The sequence below is a fragment of the Pelomonas sp. Root1217 genome, from assembly GCF_001425705.1.
GTDB lineage: Bacteria > Pseudomonadota > Gammaproteobacteria > Burkholderiales > Burkholderiaceae_C > Pelomonas.
In genome coordinates this window covers 71,881-91,010 of record NZ_LMDC01000029.1, presented here as the reverse complement: position 1 = coordinate 91,010, position 19,130 = coordinate 71,881, and the positions used below count along the sequence as shown (strand labels likewise).

At 68.2% G+C, this 19,130-nt stretch carries 16 protein-coding genes; 7 read left to right on the top strand and 9 right to left on the bottom strand.

The window, feature by feature from the left end:
• Window positions 1–16: 16 nt before the first annotated feature.
• On the bottom strand, window positions 17–595 hold the full coding sequence (locus ASC95_RS25935; protein ID WP_057300593.1) for an SIS domain-containing protein: 579 nt from the start codon (window positions 593–595) through the stop codon (window positions 17–19).
• A gap of 16 nt (window positions 596–611) precedes the next feature.
• A complete protein-coding gene (locus ASC95_RS25930) occupies window positions 612–1,004 on the bottom strand; it encodes a YraN family protein (RefSeq protein WP_057300592.1) in 393 nt (130 codons plus the stop codon).
• Between ASC95_RS25930 and rsmI the strand changes: the two genes are divergently transcribed.
• Window positions 997–1,917 (top strand): 16S rRNA (cytidine(1402)-2'-O)-methyltransferase, encoded by a 921-nt coding sequence (gene rsmI / locus ASC95_RS25925; RefSeq protein WP_057300591.1) that lies wholly within the window; start codon window positions 997–999, stop codon window positions 1,915–1,917. The two genes, ASC95_RS25930 and rsmI, sit on opposite strands and share 8 nt — an antisense overlap.
• On the opposite strand, the gene ASC95_RS25920 is transcribed toward rsmI, so the two are convergent.
• Together ASC95_RS25920 and ASC95_RS25915 are read right to left on the bottom strand one after the other, a co-directional pair.
• Entirely contained in the window at window positions 1,895–3,082 is a 1,188-nt protein-coding gene (locus ASC95_RS25920) for a sorbosone dehydrogenase family protein (protein ID WP_157256510.1), read from the bottom strand. The genes rsmI and ASC95_RS25920 overlap by 23 nt on opposite strands.
• A gap of 149 nt (window positions 3,083–3,231) precedes the next feature.
• Window positions 3,232–3,558, bottom strand: a complete 327-nt coding sequence (locus tag ASC95_RS25915; RefSeq protein ID WP_057300774.1) for a hypothetical protein — start codon at window positions 3,556–3,558, stop codon at window positions 3,232–3,234.
• Between the two features lie 135 nt (window positions 3,559–3,693).
• Here ASC95_RS25915 and tldD point away from each other — a divergent pair, with 135 nt between their 5' ends.
• The 4 genes from tldD to ASC95_RS25895 all read left to right on the top strand — a co-directional run bounded on the left by tldD (window position 3,694) and on the right by ASC95_RS25895 (window position 9,230).
• Window positions 3,694–5,157 carry a metalloprotease TldD gene (gene tldD, locus ASC95_RS25910; RefSeq protein ID WP_057300589.1) on the top strand — a complete coding sequence of 488 codons (1,464 nt, stop codon included), beginning with the start codon at window positions 3,694–3,696 and terminating at the stop codon, window positions 5,155–5,157.
• Between the two features lie 203 nt (window positions 5,158–5,360).
• Window positions 5,361–6,488, top strand: coding sequence for a 3-deoxy-7-phosphoheptulonate synthase (locus ASC95_RS25905; protein WP_057300588.1), 1,128 nt, complete (start codon window positions 5,361–5,363; stop codon window positions 6,486–6,488).
• A gap of 93 nt (window positions 6,489–6,581) precedes the next feature.
• A complete protein-coding gene (htpG, locus tag ASC95_RS25900; RefSeq protein WP_057300587.1) occupies window positions 6,582–8,462 on the top strand; it encodes a molecular chaperone HtpG in 1,881 nt (626 codons plus the stop codon).
• Window positions 8,463–8,669: 207 nt separating this feature from the next.
• Window positions 8,670–9,230, top strand: coding sequence for a GNAT family N-acetyltransferase (locus tag ASC95_RS25895; RefSeq protein ID WP_057300586.1), 561 nt, complete (start codon window positions 8,670–8,672; stop codon window positions 9,228–9,230).
• Between the two features lie 16 nt (window positions 9,231–9,246).
• On the opposite strand, the gene ASC95_RS25890 is transcribed toward ASC95_RS25895, so the two are convergent.
• The 3 genes from ASC95_RS25890 to ASC95_RS25880 are packed head-to-tail and all read right to left on the bottom strand — an operon-like array spanning window position 9,247 to window position 14,876.
• Window positions 9,247–10,734, bottom strand: coding sequence for a M81 family metallopeptidase (locus tag ASC95_RS25890; RefSeq protein WP_082568127.1), 1,488 nt, complete (start codon window positions 10,732–10,734; stop codon window positions 9,247–9,249).
• Window position 10,735: 1 nt separating this feature from the next.
• The gene (locus tag ASC95_RS25885) at window positions 10,736–12,634 is read right to left on the bottom strand and encodes a serine hydrolase (protein ID WP_057300585.1); all 1,899 of its coding nucleotides are present in this window, start codon (window positions 12,632–12,634) and stop codon (window positions 10,736–10,738) included.
• Between the two features lie 13 nt (window positions 12,635–12,647).
• Complete coding sequence (locus ASC95_RS25880; RefSeq protein ID WP_082568126.1) at window positions 12,648–14,876, bottom strand: TonB-dependent receptor; 2,229 nt, start codon at window positions 14,874–14,876, stop codon at window positions 12,648–12,650.
• Between the two features lie 171 nt (window positions 14,877–15,047).
• Here ASC95_RS25880 and ASC95_RS25875 point away from each other — a divergent pair, with 171 nt between their 5' ends.
• Complete coding sequence (locus ASC95_RS25875) at window positions 15,048–15,764, top strand: helix-turn-helix domain-containing protein (RefSeq protein WP_057300583.1); 717 nt, start codon at window positions 15,048–15,050, stop codon at window positions 15,762–15,764.
• Here ASC95_RS25875 and ASC95_RS25870 read toward each other — a convergent pair.
• The gene (locus ASC95_RS25870) at window positions 15,761–17,041 is read right to left on the bottom strand and encodes a peptide MFS transporter (RefSeq protein ID WP_057300582.1); all 1,281 of its coding nucleotides are present in this window, start codon (window positions 17,039–17,041) and stop codon (window positions 15,761–15,763) included. The genes ASC95_RS25875 and ASC95_RS25870 overlap by 4 nt on opposite strands.
• A gap of 104 nt (window positions 17,042–17,145) precedes the next feature.
• Between ASC95_RS25870 and ASC95_RS25865 the strand changes: the two genes are divergently transcribed.
• Window positions 17,146–18,288, top strand: a complete 1,143-nt coding sequence (locus ASC95_RS25865; protein ID WP_057300581.1) for an FAD-binding oxidoreductase — start codon at window positions 17,146–17,148, stop codon at window positions 18,286–18,288.
• Here the strand turns inward: ASC95_RS25865 and ASC95_RS25860 are convergent.
• Window positions 18,285–19,004 (bottom strand): Crp/Fnr family transcriptional regulator, encoded by a 720-nt coding sequence (locus tag ASC95_RS25860; protein ID WP_057300580.1) that lies wholly within the window; start codon window positions 19,002–19,004, stop codon window positions 18,285–18,287. The genes ASC95_RS25865 and ASC95_RS25860 overlap by 4 nt on opposite strands.
• Between the last annotated feature and the right edge of the window lie 126 nt (window positions 19,005–19,130).

The window sequence follows — 19,130 nt, the reverse complement described above, 5'->3', positions numbered from 1 at the left end:
GCTTCCATCGAAAGGGTTATTCGTCGCTGCCGAGCAGTTGCAGGTCGACGGCGTCGACCAGCGCATGCAGCAGCACGCGCTGGGCTTCCACAACGCGCGGCTCGCGGCCGTGGCTGACGCGGATCTGGATATCGGTGTCCAGCAGCAGGCCGCGCCATTCGTCGGCGGCGCCGGGTGGCTGGGCGGTCAACGCGATGATGCTCATCTCCTGCGCATGGGCCACGGCCACGGCGGACTGCCAGGCGTCGCGCTGCTCGCGCAGGGGTTCGATCATGACGAGGACGTCGCCCGGGTGGCCATGGGCCTGCAGCAGGCGCGCCAGGTCCACGCCGGCGGCGTCGCGGGCCTGGGCGGACAGGCTCCAGGCGGCCAGGCCAGGCCTCTCCTGCTCGAAGCGGCCGGCCAGGCGAGCGGCCAGATAGTCGGCGTCCATGCTGGCCAGGCCTTGGCCGGCACAAAGGATGCGGCTGCCGCCCGTGACGGCGTCCACCACCATCTGCGCGGCCATCGCCAGGGGCCGCGCCAGTTGCTCGGCGGCTTGGTAGAGCAGGTCTGCGCTCTCGAAGAATTGCTGCTGGATGCGTTGTTCAATCATGCGCCGCGGATCATAGTCAGACAGCGTCGAAAGCTCCCTGTAACCAGTTGAGTTCGGCACCGTCGATGGCGACGACGTCGAAACGGCAGGGCGGTGGGCTGGCGTGGCGCAGCAGGTAGTGCTGGGCGGCGTAGATCAGGCGCTGCTGCTTCCTGGCCGTCACGCTGGCGGCCGCGCCGCCATGCGAATCGCTCGCCCTTGCCCGCACTTCGACGAAGACCAGGGTGCCGTCGCGGTCGAGCAGGATCAGGTCGACTTCGCCGGCATGGCGGTTGGGGCCGCCGCCGACTCGATAATTCCTCTCCACCAGGCGCAGGCCGGCGCGCTGCAGATGTGCAAGCGCCGCGTCCTCGCCCGCCAGGCCGATCCCGGCCCGGTCAGGTTTTGAACGAGAGCCCCACTTGAACATTGATGCCTCTGTGCTTCGCCAGGCCGCGCAAGCCGCGGCCGGCGGCCAGCAGTATCCGGCCGCCACGCTCTATCTCGTCGCGACGCCGATCGGCAATCTTGCCGACATGTCCTTGCGCGCCATCCATGCCTTGAGCCTGGTCGATGCGCTGGCCTGCGAGGACACGCGCCAAGGCGGCGGCCTGCTGCGCCATCTGGGCCTGCACAAGCCACTGATCGCCCTGCATCAGCACAACGAGCGGGAGGCCAGCGCCACCGTTCTCGCGCGGCTGGCTGCCGGCGAGCGGGTGGCCTATGCGTCGGACGCCGGCACGCCGGCCATCTCCGACCCCGGCGCCGTGCTCGTGCAGGAGGTCGTCGCAGCCGGCTACCGCGTGCTGCCCCTGCCTGGGCCGAGCAGCGCGGTGACGGCCCTCAGCGTGGCCGGCGATACGGCAGCCCGGGGCTTTGCCTTTGCCGGATTCCTGCCCACCAAGGCCGGCGAACGCCGCACAGCGCTGCAAGCGGTGCTGGCCATCGAGGGGCAAAGCCAGGTCGTGTTCGAGGCGCCGCACCGGATCGTCGAACTGATTGCGCTGCTGGCCGAGCTGGCCCCGACGCGGCGCGTGACGGTCTGCCGCGAGCTGACCAAGCAGTTCGAAAGCATCCACACCGCGCAGGCCGCGGCGCTGCCGGCCTGGCTTGCAGCCGATGCCCAGCGCCAGCGCGGCGAGTTTGTCCTCGTGCTGCACGCGTTGGCGCCGCAGGCTGCGGCGGGCGACGAACTGCCCGCCGAAGTCTTGCGCGTGCTGGCCCTGCTCGCCGCCGAGTTGCCGCTGAAGCAGGCCGTGGCGCTGGCGGCCCAGATCAGCGGCGCGCCGCGCAACCGCCTCTACGACGCCGGCCTGGCTCTCAAGCGCGGCGGCGACGAGTGAAAAGGCTGCCTGCCGCCAGGCCCAGGGCCAGCAGCAGGGCGGGGGCGGGCTCGGGCACGGCGGCAGCGAGCAGATAGATATTGCCGTCGATGCCGACGCCGTAGAGGGCGCCATTGCCGCCTTCGCCGAAGCTGGTCAGCGTGGAGCCGCCGAAGGGCGAGGCCAGTGGCGTCGCAGTGCCGCCGTTCAGCGTCCAGATGCGGCCGGAGATGTAGTCGCCGAAGACGTATTTGCCCTCGAGGCTGGCGTCCGCGCCGCCGCGGTAGACATAGCCGCCGATGACGGTGGCATCGCCGTTGGCGCGGCCGTAGTCGTAGATCGGCTCGGTCAGGTTGGGCGGCGTGGGGTCGCTGATCCCGGGTGTGGCGATCGTGCCTTCGCGCACCCGCCAGCCGTAGTTGGCGCCCCGGCCCAGGCCCGACGCGGCGGACGCGAAATCCACCTCTTCGCGTGCGCCTTGGCCCACGTCGCCGATCCACAGGTCGCCCGTCTGGCGGTCGAAGCTGTTGCGGTAGGGGTTGCGCAGGCCATAGGCCCAGATCTCATCATTGCCGGCCACACCGACAAAGGGGTTGTCCGTTGGCACCGTGTAGCCGCCGGCGGCGTTGGGCGTGATGCGCAGCAGCTTGCCGAGGTTGCTGTTGAGGTTCTGGGCGTTGTTGTCAGGGTCGTTGCCGCTGCCGCCGTCACCTGTCGCCACGTAGAGGTGGCCAGGATCGGCGGCACTGAAGCCGATCCAGCCGGCCTTGTGGTTGCTGCGCCCAGCCGGCTGGGCCACCGTGATGACCGTCTTGGCACTGGCGAGGTCCACGGCACCCGAGCCATTGACCGTGTAGCTCGCGACGACGGTGTTCAGCGTCGTCTTGTCGATGTAGTCGACATAGAAGCGGCCGTTGGTCGAGAAGGCGGGGTCGAAGGCCAGGCCCAGCAGGCCGCGCTCACCGGCGGTATCGACCTGGCCCGACAGGTTCAGCCAGGTGGACACCGCGCCGCCGCTGTCCTGCACCTTGATGCGGCCGGTCTTTTCGACGATGAAGAGACGCGAATCGCCGGTGGGGGCGGTCAGGAAGACGGGTTGCTCATAGCCCGAGCCGACCAAAGTGGCGGCGAAGGCCGGGCTGGCAGCAGCGGCCAGGGCCAGCGTGGCAAGCGGAAAAAGCTTCATGCGGCGCTCCAATTCCGTGAAGGACGGATACGCCGCATGCTGTCCGGGGCCTCGCCCCGGCGGCCATCCCTAGCAAGGCATTGCCAGAGATGGATTTGTTAGCAGCCGTAATGCACGGGTCATCTGACTCGACGCGCGGCTGCAATGCGTCACTGGCCGCGAGCGTTGTGCTTCTTGCGGTGGATGTCGCGGCTGGCGCCGTCCTGCATGGCGGTCAGGCGGCGGCGTTCCTTGGCGGTGACGGTGCCGTCCGCCTTGGCCTTGGTCTCGGCGTGGTCGACGCGGGCCTGCTCCTTCTCCAGGCGCTGGGTCTCATGGGCCGTCAGGCTGCCGCTGGCGGCGCCCTGGGCGATGCGGGCCTGCTGGTTGGCCTCGCGCTGGTCGATGCGCGGCGTGTGAGTGCCGGCCGTCTGGGCGAAGGCGCTGGCGCCGGCCAGGGTCAGCAGGGCGATCAGGGCTTTGTGAAAGGTCTTCATCGGGGGCTCCTTGAGGATGTCGGGTTGCAAGGCCAGTCCACAACGACGCCTTTTTCCGCGCGGCTGACACCTTGCCGGTAAAGAAGGATGTCCATGTCTTCCAATGCCTGACGCCCGACTTCCTAGAATCAAGCCATGATCGCCGTCGAACCCACCCTGGCCCGCTTGGCCACCGCCCGCTCGCAACTGCTGGAGCCCTTCGGCCTGACCGAGGCCTCGCTCTCGCAGGCGCTGCGCCTCATCACCGAGCATCGCGTCGATGACGCCGACCTCTATTTCCAGACCACGCGCGCCGAGGGCTGGAGCCTGGAGGAGGGCATCGTCAAGAGCGGTTCCTTCAGCATCGACCAGGGCGTGGGCGTGCGCGCCGTGGCCGGCGAGAAGACGGCGTTCGCCTACTCGGACGACATCTCGCTCGATTCGCTGCTGGACGCCGCGCGCACCGTGCGCACGATTGCTGCAGCTGGCCAGAGCAAGAAGGTCAAGGTGCCGAGCCAAAGCCGCGTGGCCGGCAGCCGCGAGCTGTACGGCGTGACCGATCCCATCGCCAGTCTGGACAGCGCCGCCAAGGTGGCGCTGCTGGAGCGCACCGAGAAGATGGCCCGCGCCAGGGACCCGCGCGTGGCCCAGGTCATGGCCGGCCTGGCCGCCGAGCACGAGGTCGTGCTGATCGCCCGCGCCGACGGCACATTGGCCGCGGACGTGCGCCCGCTGGTGCGCCTGTCCATCACGGTGATCGCCGAGAGGAACGGCCGCCGCGAGGTGGGCTCGGGCGGCGGTGGCGGGCGCTTCGGCCTGGCCTATTTCACCGACGAGATGATCGCCAGCTATGTCGAGCAGGCCGTGCACGCCGCGTTGACGAACCTGGAAAGCCGCCCGGCGCCCGCCGGTGAGATGGTCGTCGTCGTCGGCCCGGGTTGGCCAGGCGTGTTGCTGCACGAGGCCGTCGGCCACGGCCTGGAAGGCGACTTCAACCGCAAAGGATCGAGCGCCTTTGCCGGCCGCATCGGCCAGCGCGTGGCGTCCAAGGGCGTGACGGTGCTGGACGATGGCACCATCCCCGACCGCCGCGGCTCGCTGAACGTCGACGACGAGGGCTGCGCCAGCCAGCGCAATGTGCTGATCGAGGACGGCATCCTGAAGGGCTATATCCAGGACGCGATGAACGCGCGGCTGATGAAGGTCGCCCCCACCGGCAACGGCCGTCGCGAAAGCTATGCCCACGTGCCCATGCCGCGCATGACCAACACCTACATGCTGGGCGGCAAGGACGACCCGAAGGAGATCGTCGCCTCCATCAAGAAGGGCCTGTACGCCACCAACTTCGGCGGCGGCCAGGTCGACATTACCAGCGGCAAGTTCGTGTTCTCGGCGAGCGAGGCCTACTGGGTCGAGAACGGCAAGATCCAGTACCCCGTCAAGGGCGCCACCATCATCGGCAACGGCCCCGACGCGCTGACCCGCGTCAGCATGATCGGCAACGACATGGCGCTGGACACCGGCGTGGGTGTCTGCGGCAAGGAAGGCCAGAGCGTGCCGGTGGGTGTGGGGCAGCCGACGTTGCGCATTGAGGGGCTCACCGTCGGCGGCACAGCTTGAAAGCTTGCCTTTGCGTCTCGCGAAAGCCCGCGTTCATCGCCGTGCTAGATTCCGCTCCCATGTCCCGCTCTGCTTACTTTAGCTTTTGGTTTTTTCCCCGCCCCGGCGGTGGAGAGTCCTGAGCGCGCGCGCTGAACACAGAAACTCCCCCAAACCGCCGAGGCCGCCAAGCCCGGCGGTTTTTTGTTTTTAAGGTGCCGAAGATGAACGCCAAAGTCTCCTCCGTCGAACCCGAAGCCCAGCGCTGGTACTCCCAGGACGACAAGACCAGCGCCACCGATGACGAGCGCATCGTCGACGTCACGCCGCTGCCGCCGCCGGAGCACCTGATCCGTTTCTTCCCTATCCGCGGCACGGCGATGGAGAACCTGATCGGCCAGACCCGCCAGCGCATCCGCAGGATCATGAGCGGCGATGACGACCGCCTGCTCGTCGTCATCGGCCCCTGCTCCATTCACGACCCCGCTGCCGCCGTCGAGTACGCCCGCAAGCTGAAGGAGCAGCGCGATAAGTACGCCGGCACGCTGGAGATCGTCATGCGTGTCTACTTCGAGAAGCCACGCACGACGGTGGGCTGGAAGGGCCTGATCAACGACCCCTACCTGGACGAGAGCTACCGCATCGACGAGGGCCTGCGCATCGCCCGCCAGCTGCTGCTGGAGATCAACCGCCTGGGCATGCCGGCCGGCAGCGAGTTTCTTGACGTCATCTCACCGCAGTACATCGGCGACCTGATCGCCTGGGGCGCCATCGGCGCGCGCACCACCGAGAGCCAAGTTCATCGCGAACTGGCCTCAGGGCTGTCGGCGCCCATCGGCTTCAAGAACGGCACCGACGGCAACATCAAGATCGCCACCGACGCCATCCAGGCCGCGGCGCGCGGCCACCACTTCCTGTCGGTGCACAAGAACGGCCAGGTCGCCATCGTTGAGACGCGCGGCAATGCCGACTGCCACGTCATCCTGCGCGGCGGAAAGGCGCCCAATTACGACGCCAAGAGCGTCGCCGAGGCCTGCGCGGACCTGGAGAAGTCCAAGCTGCCGCAGCGCCTGATGGTGGACTGCTCGCATGCCAACTCGAGCAAGCAGCACCAGCGCCAGCTGGATGTGGCGCGCGACATTGCCGGCCAGATGCGCGAGGGCAGCAAGAGCATCTTCGGCGTCATGGTGGAAAGCCATCTGAACGACGGCGCCCAGAAGTTCACGCCTGGCAAGGACGACCCCGCCAAGCTGGAATACGGCAAGAGCATCACCGATGCATGTCTGGGCTGGGACGACTCCCTGGCCGTGCTGGATGTGCTGTCGCAAGCCGTGCAGGCGCGCCGGGGCTGACAATCCCGCACTTCGGGGTCGTGGCCGGCCCCCTTGAATCTTTGCCACGCGGCCCGATCTGGGCCGCGTTTCGTTTTCCGGACTCGACACGCCATGACCAAGCAAACCCACGCCTTCCAGGCCGAAGTCAAGCAGATCCTGCACCTCGTCACGCACTCGCTGTACTCCAACAAGGAGATCTTCCTGCGCGAGCTCGTCTCCAACGCCAGCGATGCCTGCGACAAGCTGCGCTTCGAGGCGCTGGACAACGCGGCGCTGTTTGAAGACAACCCCAACCTGGAAGTGCGCGTCAGCTTCGACGAGGAAGCCAAGACGCTGACCATCAGCGACAACGGCATCGGCATGAGCGCCGAGGAGGCCGCCTCGCACCTGGGCACCATCGCCAAGAGCGGCACGCGCGAGTTCATGGCCAAGCTGGAGGGCGACCAGAAGAAGGACGCCCAGCTGATCGGCCAGTTCGGCGTGGGCTTCTACTCGGGCTTCATCGTCGCCGACCGCATCACGGTCGAGACCCGCCGCGCCGGGCTGCCGGCCGACCAGGGCGTGCGCTGGAGCAGCGAAGGCACGGGCGAGTACGAGATCGAGACGATCACCAAGCCGGGCCGCGGCACCGACGTCATCCTGCACCTGCGCGACGGCGAGGAAGAATTCCTGAAGACCTGGCGCGTCAAGTCGACGATCAGCAAGTACAGCGACCACATCTCCCTGCCCATCCTGATGAAGAAGGAAGAGTGGGATCCGGACAACGCCAAGCAGATCGTCAAGGACGAGTGGGAGCCGGTCAACAAGGCCTCGGCGCTGTGGTCGCGCTCCAAGAGCGACATCACGCCGGAGCAGTACGAGGAGTTCTACAAGCAGATCAGCCATGACAGCGATGCGCCGCTGGCCTACACGCACAACCGCGTCGAGGGCCGTAGCGAGTACACCCAGCTGCTCTACATCCCGCAGAAGGCGCCCTTCGACCTGTGGAACCGCGACAAGCGCGGCGGCGTGAAGCTCTACGTGAAGCGCGTCTTCATCATGGACGACGCCGAGGCGCTGATGCCGGTCTACCTGCGCTTCGTCAAGGGTGTCATCGACTCGGCCGACCTGCCGCTGAACGTCTCTAGAGAGTTGCTGCAGGAAAGCCGCGACGTGAAGGCCATCCGCGAGGGCTCGACCAAGCGCGTGCTGGGCATGCTGGAAAGCCTGGCCAACAGCGAGGACCAGGCCGAGAAGGACAAGTACGCGGCCTTCTGGACCGACTTCGGCCAGGTACTGAAGGAAGGCATCGGCGAAGACCACGCCAACCGTGAGCGCCTGGCCAAGCTGTTCCGCTTCGCGTCCACGCATGCCGACGCAAACGTCAGCCTGGCGGACTACGTTGGCCGCATGAAGGAAGGCCAGGACGTCATCTACTACATCACCGCTGATTCGCTCGCTGCCGCCAAGCACAGCCCGCAGCTGGAGATCTTCCGCAAGAAGGGCATCGAGGTGCTGCTGCTGGTGGACCGTGTCGACGAGTGGATGCTCAGCCACCTTTACGAGTTCGAAGGCAAGACGCTGCAGTCGGTCGCCAAGGGCGCCGTCGACCTGGGCAAGCTGCTCGACGAAGACGAGAAGAAGAAGGCCGACGAGACCGCCGAAAGCCTGAAGCCGCTGCTGGACAAGCTCAAGGACGCGCTGAAGGATCGCGCCAAGGACGTGCGCGTGACGACCCGCCTGGTCGACTCGCCCGCCTGCATCGTTGTGGAAGAAGGCGACATGAGCGGCCACCTGGCGCGGCTGTTGAAGCAGGCCGGCCAGAACGCGCCTGAAGCGAAGCCGACGCTGGAGATCAACGCCGAGCATGCCCTCGTCAAGAAGCTGGACGGCAGCGAGCACTTCGACGACTTGGCCCAGGTGCTGTTCGACCAGGCCGTGCTCGCCGAAGGCGGCCACCTGGAAGACCCGGCGGCCTATGTGAAGCGCGTCAATGCGTTGCTGACGGGTTGACCGCTTCGGCGGGCGGGTTTTCGGTCGGTCGAAGCGACCGGAAATCCGCCTCTTTACGTGGCTTTGTGACGGTTTTGCGACAGCTCCCGTGGACCCGGGCTTTCGCCTCGGCCGGCTCGCGGCTACCCTCCTAGGGTTTCCACCGAGTTTGCGTCGTCCATGGTTCCGAGTGAGTTCTGCGCATCTGTTGCGGCCGTGCCAGCGGCCATGGTGACCCGACGCCTCGTGCTGAGGCCGCCGCGTGAAAGCGATCTGGATACCCTGACTGCGCTGCACGCCGACCCGGCGGTGAACCGCTTCTGCGCGGCCGCGACGCCGCACGGCCGCGCGGCCACCGAGGCCCAGTTGCAGGCCTGGCTGGCTCACTGGCAGTCGCGGGGTTTCGGCCACTGGGCCATCGCCGAGCGCGAACAACCTGAGACGCTGATCGGCTTTGGTGGCCTGATGCACCGCAGCGTTGCGGGCCACGCCGGCCTCTACCTCTACTACCGCATCACGCCGCAGGCCTGGGGCCGCGGCCTGGCGTCGGAAATGGCCCAGTACGCTTTTGAGCAAGCCTTCGAGCAACGCCATGAGGGCACTGTCGTCGCCGCCGTGCTGCCGAGCAACGCCCCCACGCGCAAGACGCTCGAATGCCTGGGCCTGCGCATGAAGGGCGCGCTGGCCGACGGCCCGGGCAGCGCCGCCGCCCTGCTTTACGAGCTGCGCGCCGACCGCTGGGCCACGTTGCCCCGCGGTGAGCCGGAAGCGGTTGCCTTCGCGGCTTAGACCCTTTTCACAAGTCCTAGTCGATCGGCCACACCGGCCGCGGCAGGTGCTTGAAGGGCAGCGCGCCAATATTGGCCTGCAGACTGCCGGGTGAGTCGGCATAGACGACCGCCGCGGCCATCGCATCGAAACCCGAGCGGAAATGCTGGGTCGACTTCACGACCACCAGCCGCTTGGCCGCCGGGTCGATGCCCAGTTGCGTGAAGCACTCGGCCGAGAACACCTGCTGGCGGATGCTGTTCAGCACGATGTCAATGCCTTGGGCGCGCACCGCGACGCAAGGGCCCAGCGGATCGGTACCCCCGGGCGTCAGGCTGCGCTGGCGCGCATCCTCGCGGCAGGCCAGCACCTCCACTTCCAGATCCACCGGGTCGCCCGACGTCGGCCCCACCTTGCCGCCGATGCGCAGCGGCAGCCGTGCGCCCACGCCGGCCGACGTCGCGATCGCCACGGCCTGCGGGTCCCAGATCATGCCCAGCGCCACGTTGCGCAGGCCGCGGTTCAGCAGCTCGCGCAACACGAAGGTGCTGTCCCCAGACGCGCCGCCGCCGGCGTTGTCCGCCGTGTCGGCCAGCACGACCGGGCCCGGCCGGGCCAGCCGCATCTCGGCTTCGGCCAGGTCCAGCGCGTCCTTCAGTGGCAGGCGCTTGGCGGCCGCCATCTCGCGGATGCCGTAGAAGGCCTCGGCCAATTCCTCCAGCAGGTCTGAAGCCACGCCTGCCGCGGCGGGTGAATCCTCCGCGAGCACCAGCATGGCCGCGCAGGTGTGGGGCGTGTCGGCCCAGGGAAAGCCGTGCAGCACCGATACCGACAGGATGCCCGGCAGCCTGGCCTCGCTGTCCTTTAGCCGCGCCACGAAGTCACTCATCGGTGCGACCGTGGTGCCGAAGATGCCCAGCAGCGGCACGCGCTTCCAGTGCGCCTTCATCGCCAGCTCGCCGCGCACCATGGCCCCCAGCATTGCGTGCAGTTCCTCGCCGCGCGCTGCGTAGTCGATGTGCGGGTACTCCTTGCAGGCCACCAGCGCCGCGCCCGACTCGATCATGGCGGGGCTGAGGTTGCAGTGCAGGTCCAGCAGGGCGCCCAGCGGCACCTGGGGGCCGATGAGCTCGCGCACGCGCATCAGCAAGTCGCCCTCGCAGTCGTGATAGCCCTCGGCCAGCATGGCGCCGTGCAGCACTAGCAGCACAGCGTCCACGGGACCGGAGGCGTTCAGGTCGGCCAGCAGTTCGTCGCGCAGCGCCTCGTAGTCCGCGCGGGACAGCGGCCCGGACGGCTGCGCTTCCGCGTACAGCCCGGGCAGCAGCGTGTCGCCCTGGCGCGCGGCGGCGGCGATGACGCCCATCAGGTTGGGCTGGGCCGCCACCTGCTGCAACGCGCGGGGATCGCTGCGGTGGATCAGCACGCCTTCGCGGAAGGACTGCACGCTGGTGGGCAGCGGCGAGAAGCTGCTGGTCTCATGCACCAGGCCGCCAAGGAAGAGGCGCATGGGCTTGGTGCTCATTTCAGTACCACTGGTTGAAGCTGATCAGATGGTGGGCCAGGCTGACGATAAGCAGCACGGCGAATGACAGCACCCAGACGATGGCCAGGGCCTTGCTCCACTTGTCGCCAGTCTTCATCACATTGCGGGCGTGCAGGCCCGCCACCACCAGACCCCCAATGGCCGACAGCGCCAGGCTCAGCTGGGCCAGGGGCAGCAGGATCGACGCATCGCCCAGGCTTTCCAGCAGGGTCACGACCCAGCCCCACAGGCCCAAGGCCACCATCGCGCCGACGCTGGCGCCACGTACCCAGGTCATGTGCTGAGGCGGCGGCACCGCCACGTGATGGCGACGACGCAGCACGGCGGCAACCGGCCAGAGCAGGGTGGTCAGCAGCAGCGTGACGATGGCCAAGCCCATCAGCACCAGCACCGTGGTGCTGGCCATGAAAGGCACGGGCTCGAAGATGAAGGCGAACACGAAGGGCTCCAGGCCCCAATGTTTGACCTTGCCGTTCTCGACGACGGCCTGCAGCCGGCGCTTGCCGTGTTCCTCCTCCCACAGATAGGGCTTGACCTCGTGGTAGTTGCTGCGCGCGCCGGCCAGTTCGATGGACAGGCGCCCGTCTTCCAGGGCCTGGACCTTGACCGGGCTCAGCAGCTGCAGCACCGACAGCCAGGTCGAGTCCTCGCGGCGTGTGTTGCGGTAGCTGCCGGCCATCTGCTGGGCATGCTGCTTGGCCGTGGCCTCGTCCACCTCCGGCTTCGTTGCCGGGCGCTGGTCGGGCAGGTAGCGGTCGGCAAAGGCCTCGAACAGCTTGTCGCGCAGCCAGCCGCCCTGGCGCTCATGACCCGGGGCGTTGACCGAGATGTACAGGCCGATGCCGTCGTCGACGAACAGCAGCAAATCGCTGTGGAAGAGCACCGTGTCGCCGCCATGGGCGAGCACGCGGTGGCCGTTGATGTTCTGCTCGTAGAAGCCCAGGCCGATGCCCGACAGGCCGGGCAGGGCGCGCGTGAGCTGGGTGTGCATCAGCTTGACGGTCTCGGCCTTGAGGATCTGCGCCTCACCCAGCTTGCCCTGCTGCAAAAAGGCCAGCATGAAGCGGCCCATGTCCGCGCCGGTGGACGACATGCTGCCTGCCGGCGGCATGCTGATGACCTCGAAGCCCTTGGGCTTCTCGTCCCAGGTCATGTAGCCCTGCGACATCTGGCCCTTGAGCGCGTCGGGCAGTGGCTGGCGGAAGGTCGACTGCTTCATGCCCAGCGGCGCGAAGACGTTTTGATCCATGTAGTCGTCGAAAGACTTGCCGCTGACGCGCTGCACGATGTAGCCGGCCAGCGACGTCGCATAGTTGGAATAGCCGGGCGTGGTGCCAGGGTCATAGACGTAGGGAGGGATATAGGCCTTGAGCACCTTGCCGAGGTCGGGCCCGGCGGTGTCGTAGGTCAGCAGGTCGCGCGCCGTCTCCTCGAAGCCCGTCGTGTGCGTCATCACATGGCGCAGCGTCAGCGCCTTGCCGTTGCGGCCCGGGATGGTGAAGTCCAGGTATTTGTTCAGGTCGGCGTCGAGGTCCAGCTTGCCCTGCTCGACGAGCTGCATGACCGCCGTCCAGGTGAACAGCTTGGACACCGAGCCCGGGCGGAACAGCGTCTTGTTCGGGTCGACGGGGATGTTCTTGTCCCAGTCGGCCAGGCCGTAGCCCTTTTGCAGCAGCGGCTGGCCGTCCTTGACGACGACGACGACAGCGCCGGGCACGCGCGCGTTGCGCAGGGCCGTGGGCACCAGGCCGTCGATGAAGGCTTCGACATCGACGGCCGTGAGCGGCGTGGCCGTCCTGGGCTGGGCGAAGGCGGCCGGCAGCGCGCCGACACACAGGGCCAGCGCGGCGACGCGCAGGCGGTTGAACAACTGCTTCATGGGAGATCCAGGGTCAGAAGTTGAAGGTCAGGTTGGCGCCCACCGTGCGCGGGGCCACCGTCGTCACGTTGAGCGGCAGGCCGAAGGCGGTCAGGGCCGTGTCGGCGCCGAGGATGGCGCGCTTGTCGGTCAGGTTGCGGACGAAGGCGGAGAGCTGCCAGCGGCCCATCTCCAGGCCCCACTGCCCATCCACCAGCGTGTAGCCCGGCTGGCTGAAGTAGGGCACCGAGGTGCCGGGCGAATCGAAGCCGGCGTTGCGCTGGCCCACGCGGCGCACATTCAGACCCGCATACGACGGGTTGCCGGCCAGGTCGAAGGCGTAGCGCGCCCCGAGCGTGTAGGCCAGCTTGGCCGTGTTGGGCAGGCGCGAGCCCGAGGGCCCCAGCGCCAGGGAGCCTTCGGTCAGCTTCGGGTCGGTGTACGCGAGGCTGGCGTCCAGATTCCAGTGCGCATCAACCTTGTAGCGCGCCGCCAGTTCCAGACCGCGCACCCGCGCCTTGCCGGCGTTGACGACGATGGTGCTGGCGCCGACGGCCTTGGGCTGCTGCAGGTCCTTCCAGTCGATGTTGAAGACGGCGGCTTCGAAGTTCAGCGTCTTGTTCAGCAGGTCGGCCTTGTAGCCGAGTTCATAGCTCCACAGCGTGTCGTGGCCGAAGGTGGCCGGCGTGCCGGGGATGACCTGGCCGTTGGGGTCGATGGCCGGCGAGTTGGGGCCGCCGGGCCGGTAGCCGCTGGCGGCACGGAAGTAGAGGTTGCTGGTCTTGTCGATGGCGTAGCGGAGCGTGGCGAGATAGGTCTTGGCCGTGTCGTCGCTCGGCCCCGAGGAGCTCAGCTGCTCGTTGACGAAGACGGTGTAGACCTGCTCGTTCTTGGCCACGCGGACGCCCAGGGTCAGCGACCAGCTCGGGTCGAGGTTCCAGGTCACGTCGCCGTAGAAGGCGCGCTCGCGGTACTCGGAAGGCTGGCCGGTGGTGGTCAGCGTCATGTCGCCGCCACCGCCCGCCAGCTGCGCCCACAGGCGCTGGCCGACGTGACCGGTTTCCTTGGTGTGGTAATAGCCGAGCAGCCATTCGACGGGGCCGCGCTGCGAGGTCAGGCGCAGCTCCTGGGTCTGCTTGCGCAGGCTGAAGGCGTTGTCCAGCGAGACGAAGTCAAAGGCCGGGTTGCCGCCCAGCAGCGCGGTGGCGTCCTGGCCGGTCGCGCTGTCCAGGCGCTGCGTCGACGCGATGGCGTTCAGGCGTGCAAAGCCGAAGTCGTACTCGAAGTCGGCCGAGCTCAGCCGCGTCTTGAGCTTGTAGGCCTCACCTGTGTCCAGGTGGCGGGTCAGGTCGCCGTAGATGGGCTGGCCCTTGGTGGCGTCGTACTCGATGACGTTGAGGCCGTTGCGCTGGATCTCCTGCTGGGTGTGCGCCAGGCGCAGCTTCATCTTCGACGTCGGCTCGACCAGCAGCGACACGCGCGCGCCACGGGTGCTGCCGTCGTTGATGTGCTCGCCGGCAGCCTTGCCCACCGCGTCGATGTAGCCGCCCTCATGGTCGTTGAAGGCCGCCACGCGCAAGGCGGCCACGTCCTGGCTCAGCGGCACATTGAGCACCGCGTGCTCGGTGTGGCCGAGCGCGCCGCCGCGGGCTTGGCGCACACCCACGCCCACCTTGCCGGAGAACTGAGTGCTGTCGGGCTCGTTGGTGACGTACTTCAGCAGGCCTCCCATGGCGCCGGCGCCGTACAGCGTGCCTTGCGGGCCGCGCAGCACTTCGATGTGCTTCAGGTCCAGCAGCGACAGGTCCAGCGCCGTGTTGGCGCCGCCGACGAAGGCGCTGCTGGAGCCGAAGGCGACCTCGTCGACATACATGCCGACGGTGGCGATCTGCTGCTCGCCGACGCTGACGCCGCGCATCGTGACGGCGTTGCGACCGGGGCCGCCCGAGGTCTTGACGTCGATGCCGGGCAGGCTGCCGACGTAGTCGCTCAGCGAGGTGGCGCCAGCGCGCTCCATGGGCTCGGCGCCTAGCGTCTCGACTCGCAGCGGCACGTCGCGCACCGACTCACGGCGGCGCGTGGCCGTGACGGTCACGACGTCGAGCTTCTCGATGTCGGCCTTGGTGTCGGCGGCGGCGGACGTGGTCTGCGCCCACAGCGGCGAGGCGCACAGCGCGGCCAGGCCGGGCACGAGCAGGGCCGCGAGCTTGCGAGGCCTGTGGCGCGCACCGAGAGGAGAGGAACAGCGGGAAGACCGGCTCATGGCAGCTCCAGGATCGGGTGAGGTTGTTTGATCCACGAAGTTTCCAATTTGGAAAAATCTTTCCCATCGGTGTAAACCTTAGATGAAAAACAGAACGGACGTCAGGGCAAGCGAGCAGACGGTTGCCAGCGGGGCATGACCTAAGATGAAACGACTCCCCTCTCCAGTGACATGGCCAGTTCCAGCACCTCTCCCGGCGAACACATCCGCAGCGTGCGCAAGCGCCTCGGCCTGACCCTGGCCCAGGTGAGCGAGCGCACCGGCATGGCGGTGTCGACGTTGTCCAAATTGGAAAAAGGCAACGTGTCGCTGTCCTACGACAAGCTGATGCTGCTCAGCCGCGGCCTGGGCGTGGACATGGCCGAGCTGCTGCACGACGCCCAGGGCGCGCGCCCCGCCCCCAGCGGTGGCGGCCGGCGCGTGGTGCACCGCGCGGGCGACGGCCAGGTGGTGGACACGCAGAGCTACAAGCAGACCTATCTCGCGGCCGAGCTGCTGAACAAGCGCTTCACGCCGCTGATCGCTGAGGTGCGCGCGCGCACGCTGGACGAGTTCAAGGCCGAGTTTGGCGACCTGATCCGCCATCCCGGCGAGGAGTTCGCCTTCGTCATCGAAGGTGAGGTGGCCTTCCATTCCGAGCTGTATGCGCCGGTCATCCTGAAGCCGGGCGATTCCATCTTCTTCGACAGCGAGATGGGCCACGCCTACCTGAAGGCGTCGGAGGGCACCTGCCGGCTGGTGGCCACCTGCGCGCCGCGCAACGGCCATGGCGACGTGATGACGCAGCACTTCGTGGAGGCGTCGCAACGCCTGTCGGCGCCGGAACCGACAGCGCCGGCCAAGGCGGCGCGCGCCACCCGGCCCAAGGCCAAGCCGGTACGCCGCTAGGCCGGTTGGCGCTCCACGCGCCGCAGCAGCGGCCGCAACGCGAAGAGCGCCGCCGCGGCGATGCCCGCGATGCCGGCCAGCGCGGCGAAGAAGCCCGCCGGGCCCAGCGGCTCCCACGCGCGGCCCACCAGGCCGGCCAGGAAATTGCCGCCGAACGACGCCAGGAACCACGCGGCAATGACCGTGGCCCCCATGCCTCGCGGCGCCAGCCGCGCGAAAAGGCCCAGACCCACCGGCAGGATGTACAGCTCCCCGAGCGTGTAGAGCACGAAGAAGGCCACCACCCACAGCATGCTGACCGGCGTGCTGCCCTGCGAGGCCACCAGCAGCGAGAGCGCCAGGTAGGACAGCGCCACGCCGGCAGCGCCGGTGGCCATCTTCGCCAGGGCGGACAGTTCCCGCCCGCGTTCCGCCGCGCGGCGCCAGCTGCCGATCACGAAGGGCGTCAGCAGCAGCACGAACAGAGAGTTCAGCGACTGCACCCACGTCATGGGCATCGTGAGGCCCCAGACGGAACGATCGACCCCCGCCTGCACCCAGACCGCCAGCGTGTTGCCGCTTTGCTCATAGGCGCTGCGGAACACGACGACCGCCAGCGCCACCAGCAGCAAGGGCAGGAAGCTGCCGCCGCCTTGCCCTGCGGGCATCGCCGCGGCCGGCTCGGCGCTGCGCGGGCGGTCCTGCGGCAGGTGGCGCGAGCCCATCATGTAGATGACCAGGCCCACGCACATGCCGATGCCCGCGGCGCCAAAACCCACGTGCCAGCCGTACAGCTCGCCCAGCGTCCCGCACACCAGCGGCGCCAGCATGCCGCCCAGGTTCACCCCCGCGTAGTAGACGTTGTAGGCGCCGCCGCGGCGCGGGTCCTTCTCGTCATAGAGGTCGCCCACCTGGCTGGGCAGGTTGGGCAGGAAGAGGCCGTTGCCCAGGGCAATCAGCAGCAGGGCCGGGAAGAAGGCCGACTCGAAGGCCAGCGTGAAATGCCCCAGCGCCATCAGCGAGCCGCCGATGAGGATGGCGCGCCGCCGGCCGAGCCAGCGGTCGGCGATGTAGCCGCCGAAGATGGGCGTCAGGTACACGCCCGCCGTGTAGGCGCCGTAGATGGTCGACGCGTCGGCCTGCTGGAAGTTCAGGTGCCGAATCATGTAATAGATCAGCAGCGCCTTCATGCCGTAGAAGGAGAACTTCTCCCACGCCTCGGTCAGGAAGAGCACCACCAGGCCACGCGGCTGGCCGAACCAGGGCGCGGCGGTGCGGGGTTGCAGGGAAGCGTCCACTCGATCTCCTCAAAACGGCGCCGGATGCGCGGATTTCATCATTGCCCAACGTTTTTCGTGATGGTACATTTATTTTCCGTTTTGGAAAATTGCACCAGCCAGCCATGGGCCAAGAGACAACGACGAAGAACGTGGATTGCATCGTCATCGGTGCCGGCATCGCGGGGGCGTCGGTGGCGGCCTCGCTCGCGGGCGAGGCGAGTGTGGCCGTGCTCGAAGCCGAGCCCCATGCGGGTTACCACTCCACCGGCCGCTCGGCGGCGCTCTACTCGGCGCTCTACGGCAACGCGACCATCCGTGCGCTGACGCGTGCCAGCCTGGGCTACTTCCGCACGCCGTCGCAGGGCATGGTCAAGGAGGCGCTGCTGCGCGAGCGGCACACCCTCTTTCTCGTCGGCGCCGGTCAGCTCGACCTCGTCGCCAGCTTCACGGCGGACGCGGATGTGCGCGAGCGCACCACCACGCTGAGCGTTGACGAGGTGCTGGCCCGCGTGCCCGTGCTGCAGCGCGCGCGCATCGCCGGCGCGCTGCTGGACGCGACCTCGGCCGACATCGACGTCGACCTGCTGCACCAGGGCTTCCTGCGCAGCGCGCGGGCCGCGGGTGCGGGCCTGCACCTCGGTACCCGCCTCGAGGGACTGGAGCGTGAAGGGTCGAGCTGGCTGGCCCATTCCACCGCGGGCAGCTTTCGCGCCGGCATCGTCATCAATGCGGCCGGCGCCTGGGCCGACGACGTCGCGGCACTCGCCGGCATCGCGCCGGTGCCGCTGCAGCCGCTGCGCCGCACCGCCGTGTTGATCGATCTGCCCGAGGGGGTCGATGCCAGCGACTGGCCCGCCGTCGTCGCGATCGACGAGAGCCAGTACTTCAAGCCCGATGCCGGCCTGCTGCTGATCTCGGCCGCTGACGAGACGCCCAGTCCGCCCTGCGATGCCCAGCCCGAGGAGCTGGACGTGGCCATCGCCGTGGACCGCTTCGAGACGCTGACCGGCCAGCCGGTGAAGCGCGTGCGCCACCGCTGGGCCGGGTTGCGCGTGTTCAGCCCCGACCGCTCGCCTGTTGTCGGCTTCGACGCATCGGCGCCGGGCTTCTTCTGGTGCGCGGGGCAGGGCGGCTATGGCATCCAGACCTCACCGGCCCTGGGCCGCGCCGCGGCGGCACTGGCGCTGGGGCGCGGCTTGCCGCAGGACTTGCTCGACATGGGCGTCACGGCGCAGCAGCTGTCGCCACAACGCTTCCGTTCCTAGACCGCCGCCGGCTCGAAGCGCCTGAGCCCCTGCAGGTCCAGCACCCGCAGCCCGCCATATTCGATGCGGATCAGGCCGGCATCACCGAGGCAGTGCAGCGCCTGGTTCACGCGCTGGCGCGACAGCCCCACCAGATAACCCAGCTCCTGCTGCGTGATGCGCAGCCAGTTGCCCACGCCGGGGTAGAGCGTCGGGTGGAAGAGGGCGGCCAGGTTGCGGGCGACGCGCACATCGGGGTCGTGAATGCGGTCGGTCTCGCGCGCGGCGATGAACTGGCCCAGGCGTTCGTTGAGCTGGTCCAGCACGAAGCGGTTGAAGGCGATGCTGCCGTCCAGCAGCGCGTGGAAGCTGTCGATGGGCAGGCCGGCCACGACGCTCGGCCGCAGGGCCTGGATGTTGTAGCGGTAGACCTCGCGCTTGAGCAGCGTGCCCTCGCCGAACCAGCCGCCCGGCGGGATGCCGGTGAAGGTGACGGCTGCGCCCAGCGAATCGTCGTTGTTCATCTTCAGCAGGCCGTCGACCACGCCGAACCACAGCGTGGCCGGGCGTCCGATGCGGCAGAGGCGCTCGCCGGGCTCCGCATCGCCGACCTCCAGTGTGGTGAGGGCGCGCTCGCGCAAAGGTCCATCGAGCAGCTTCAGCCAGGGGATGGCGTCCAGCTCGGCCGGCGTTGGCCGGCGGGTACGTTGTCTGAGCGGCAGTGACGTGTCAGCCATGGGGGGGCGGGAAAGTCTGGGCCGTGAAGACCCGTAAATTGTCGTCGTACCGACAGATGGGCGTCAAAGTACTGACCAGAATGGGCCTCAACAGACGCAGGCTCCAGCCCGCGCATTGGAGACAGG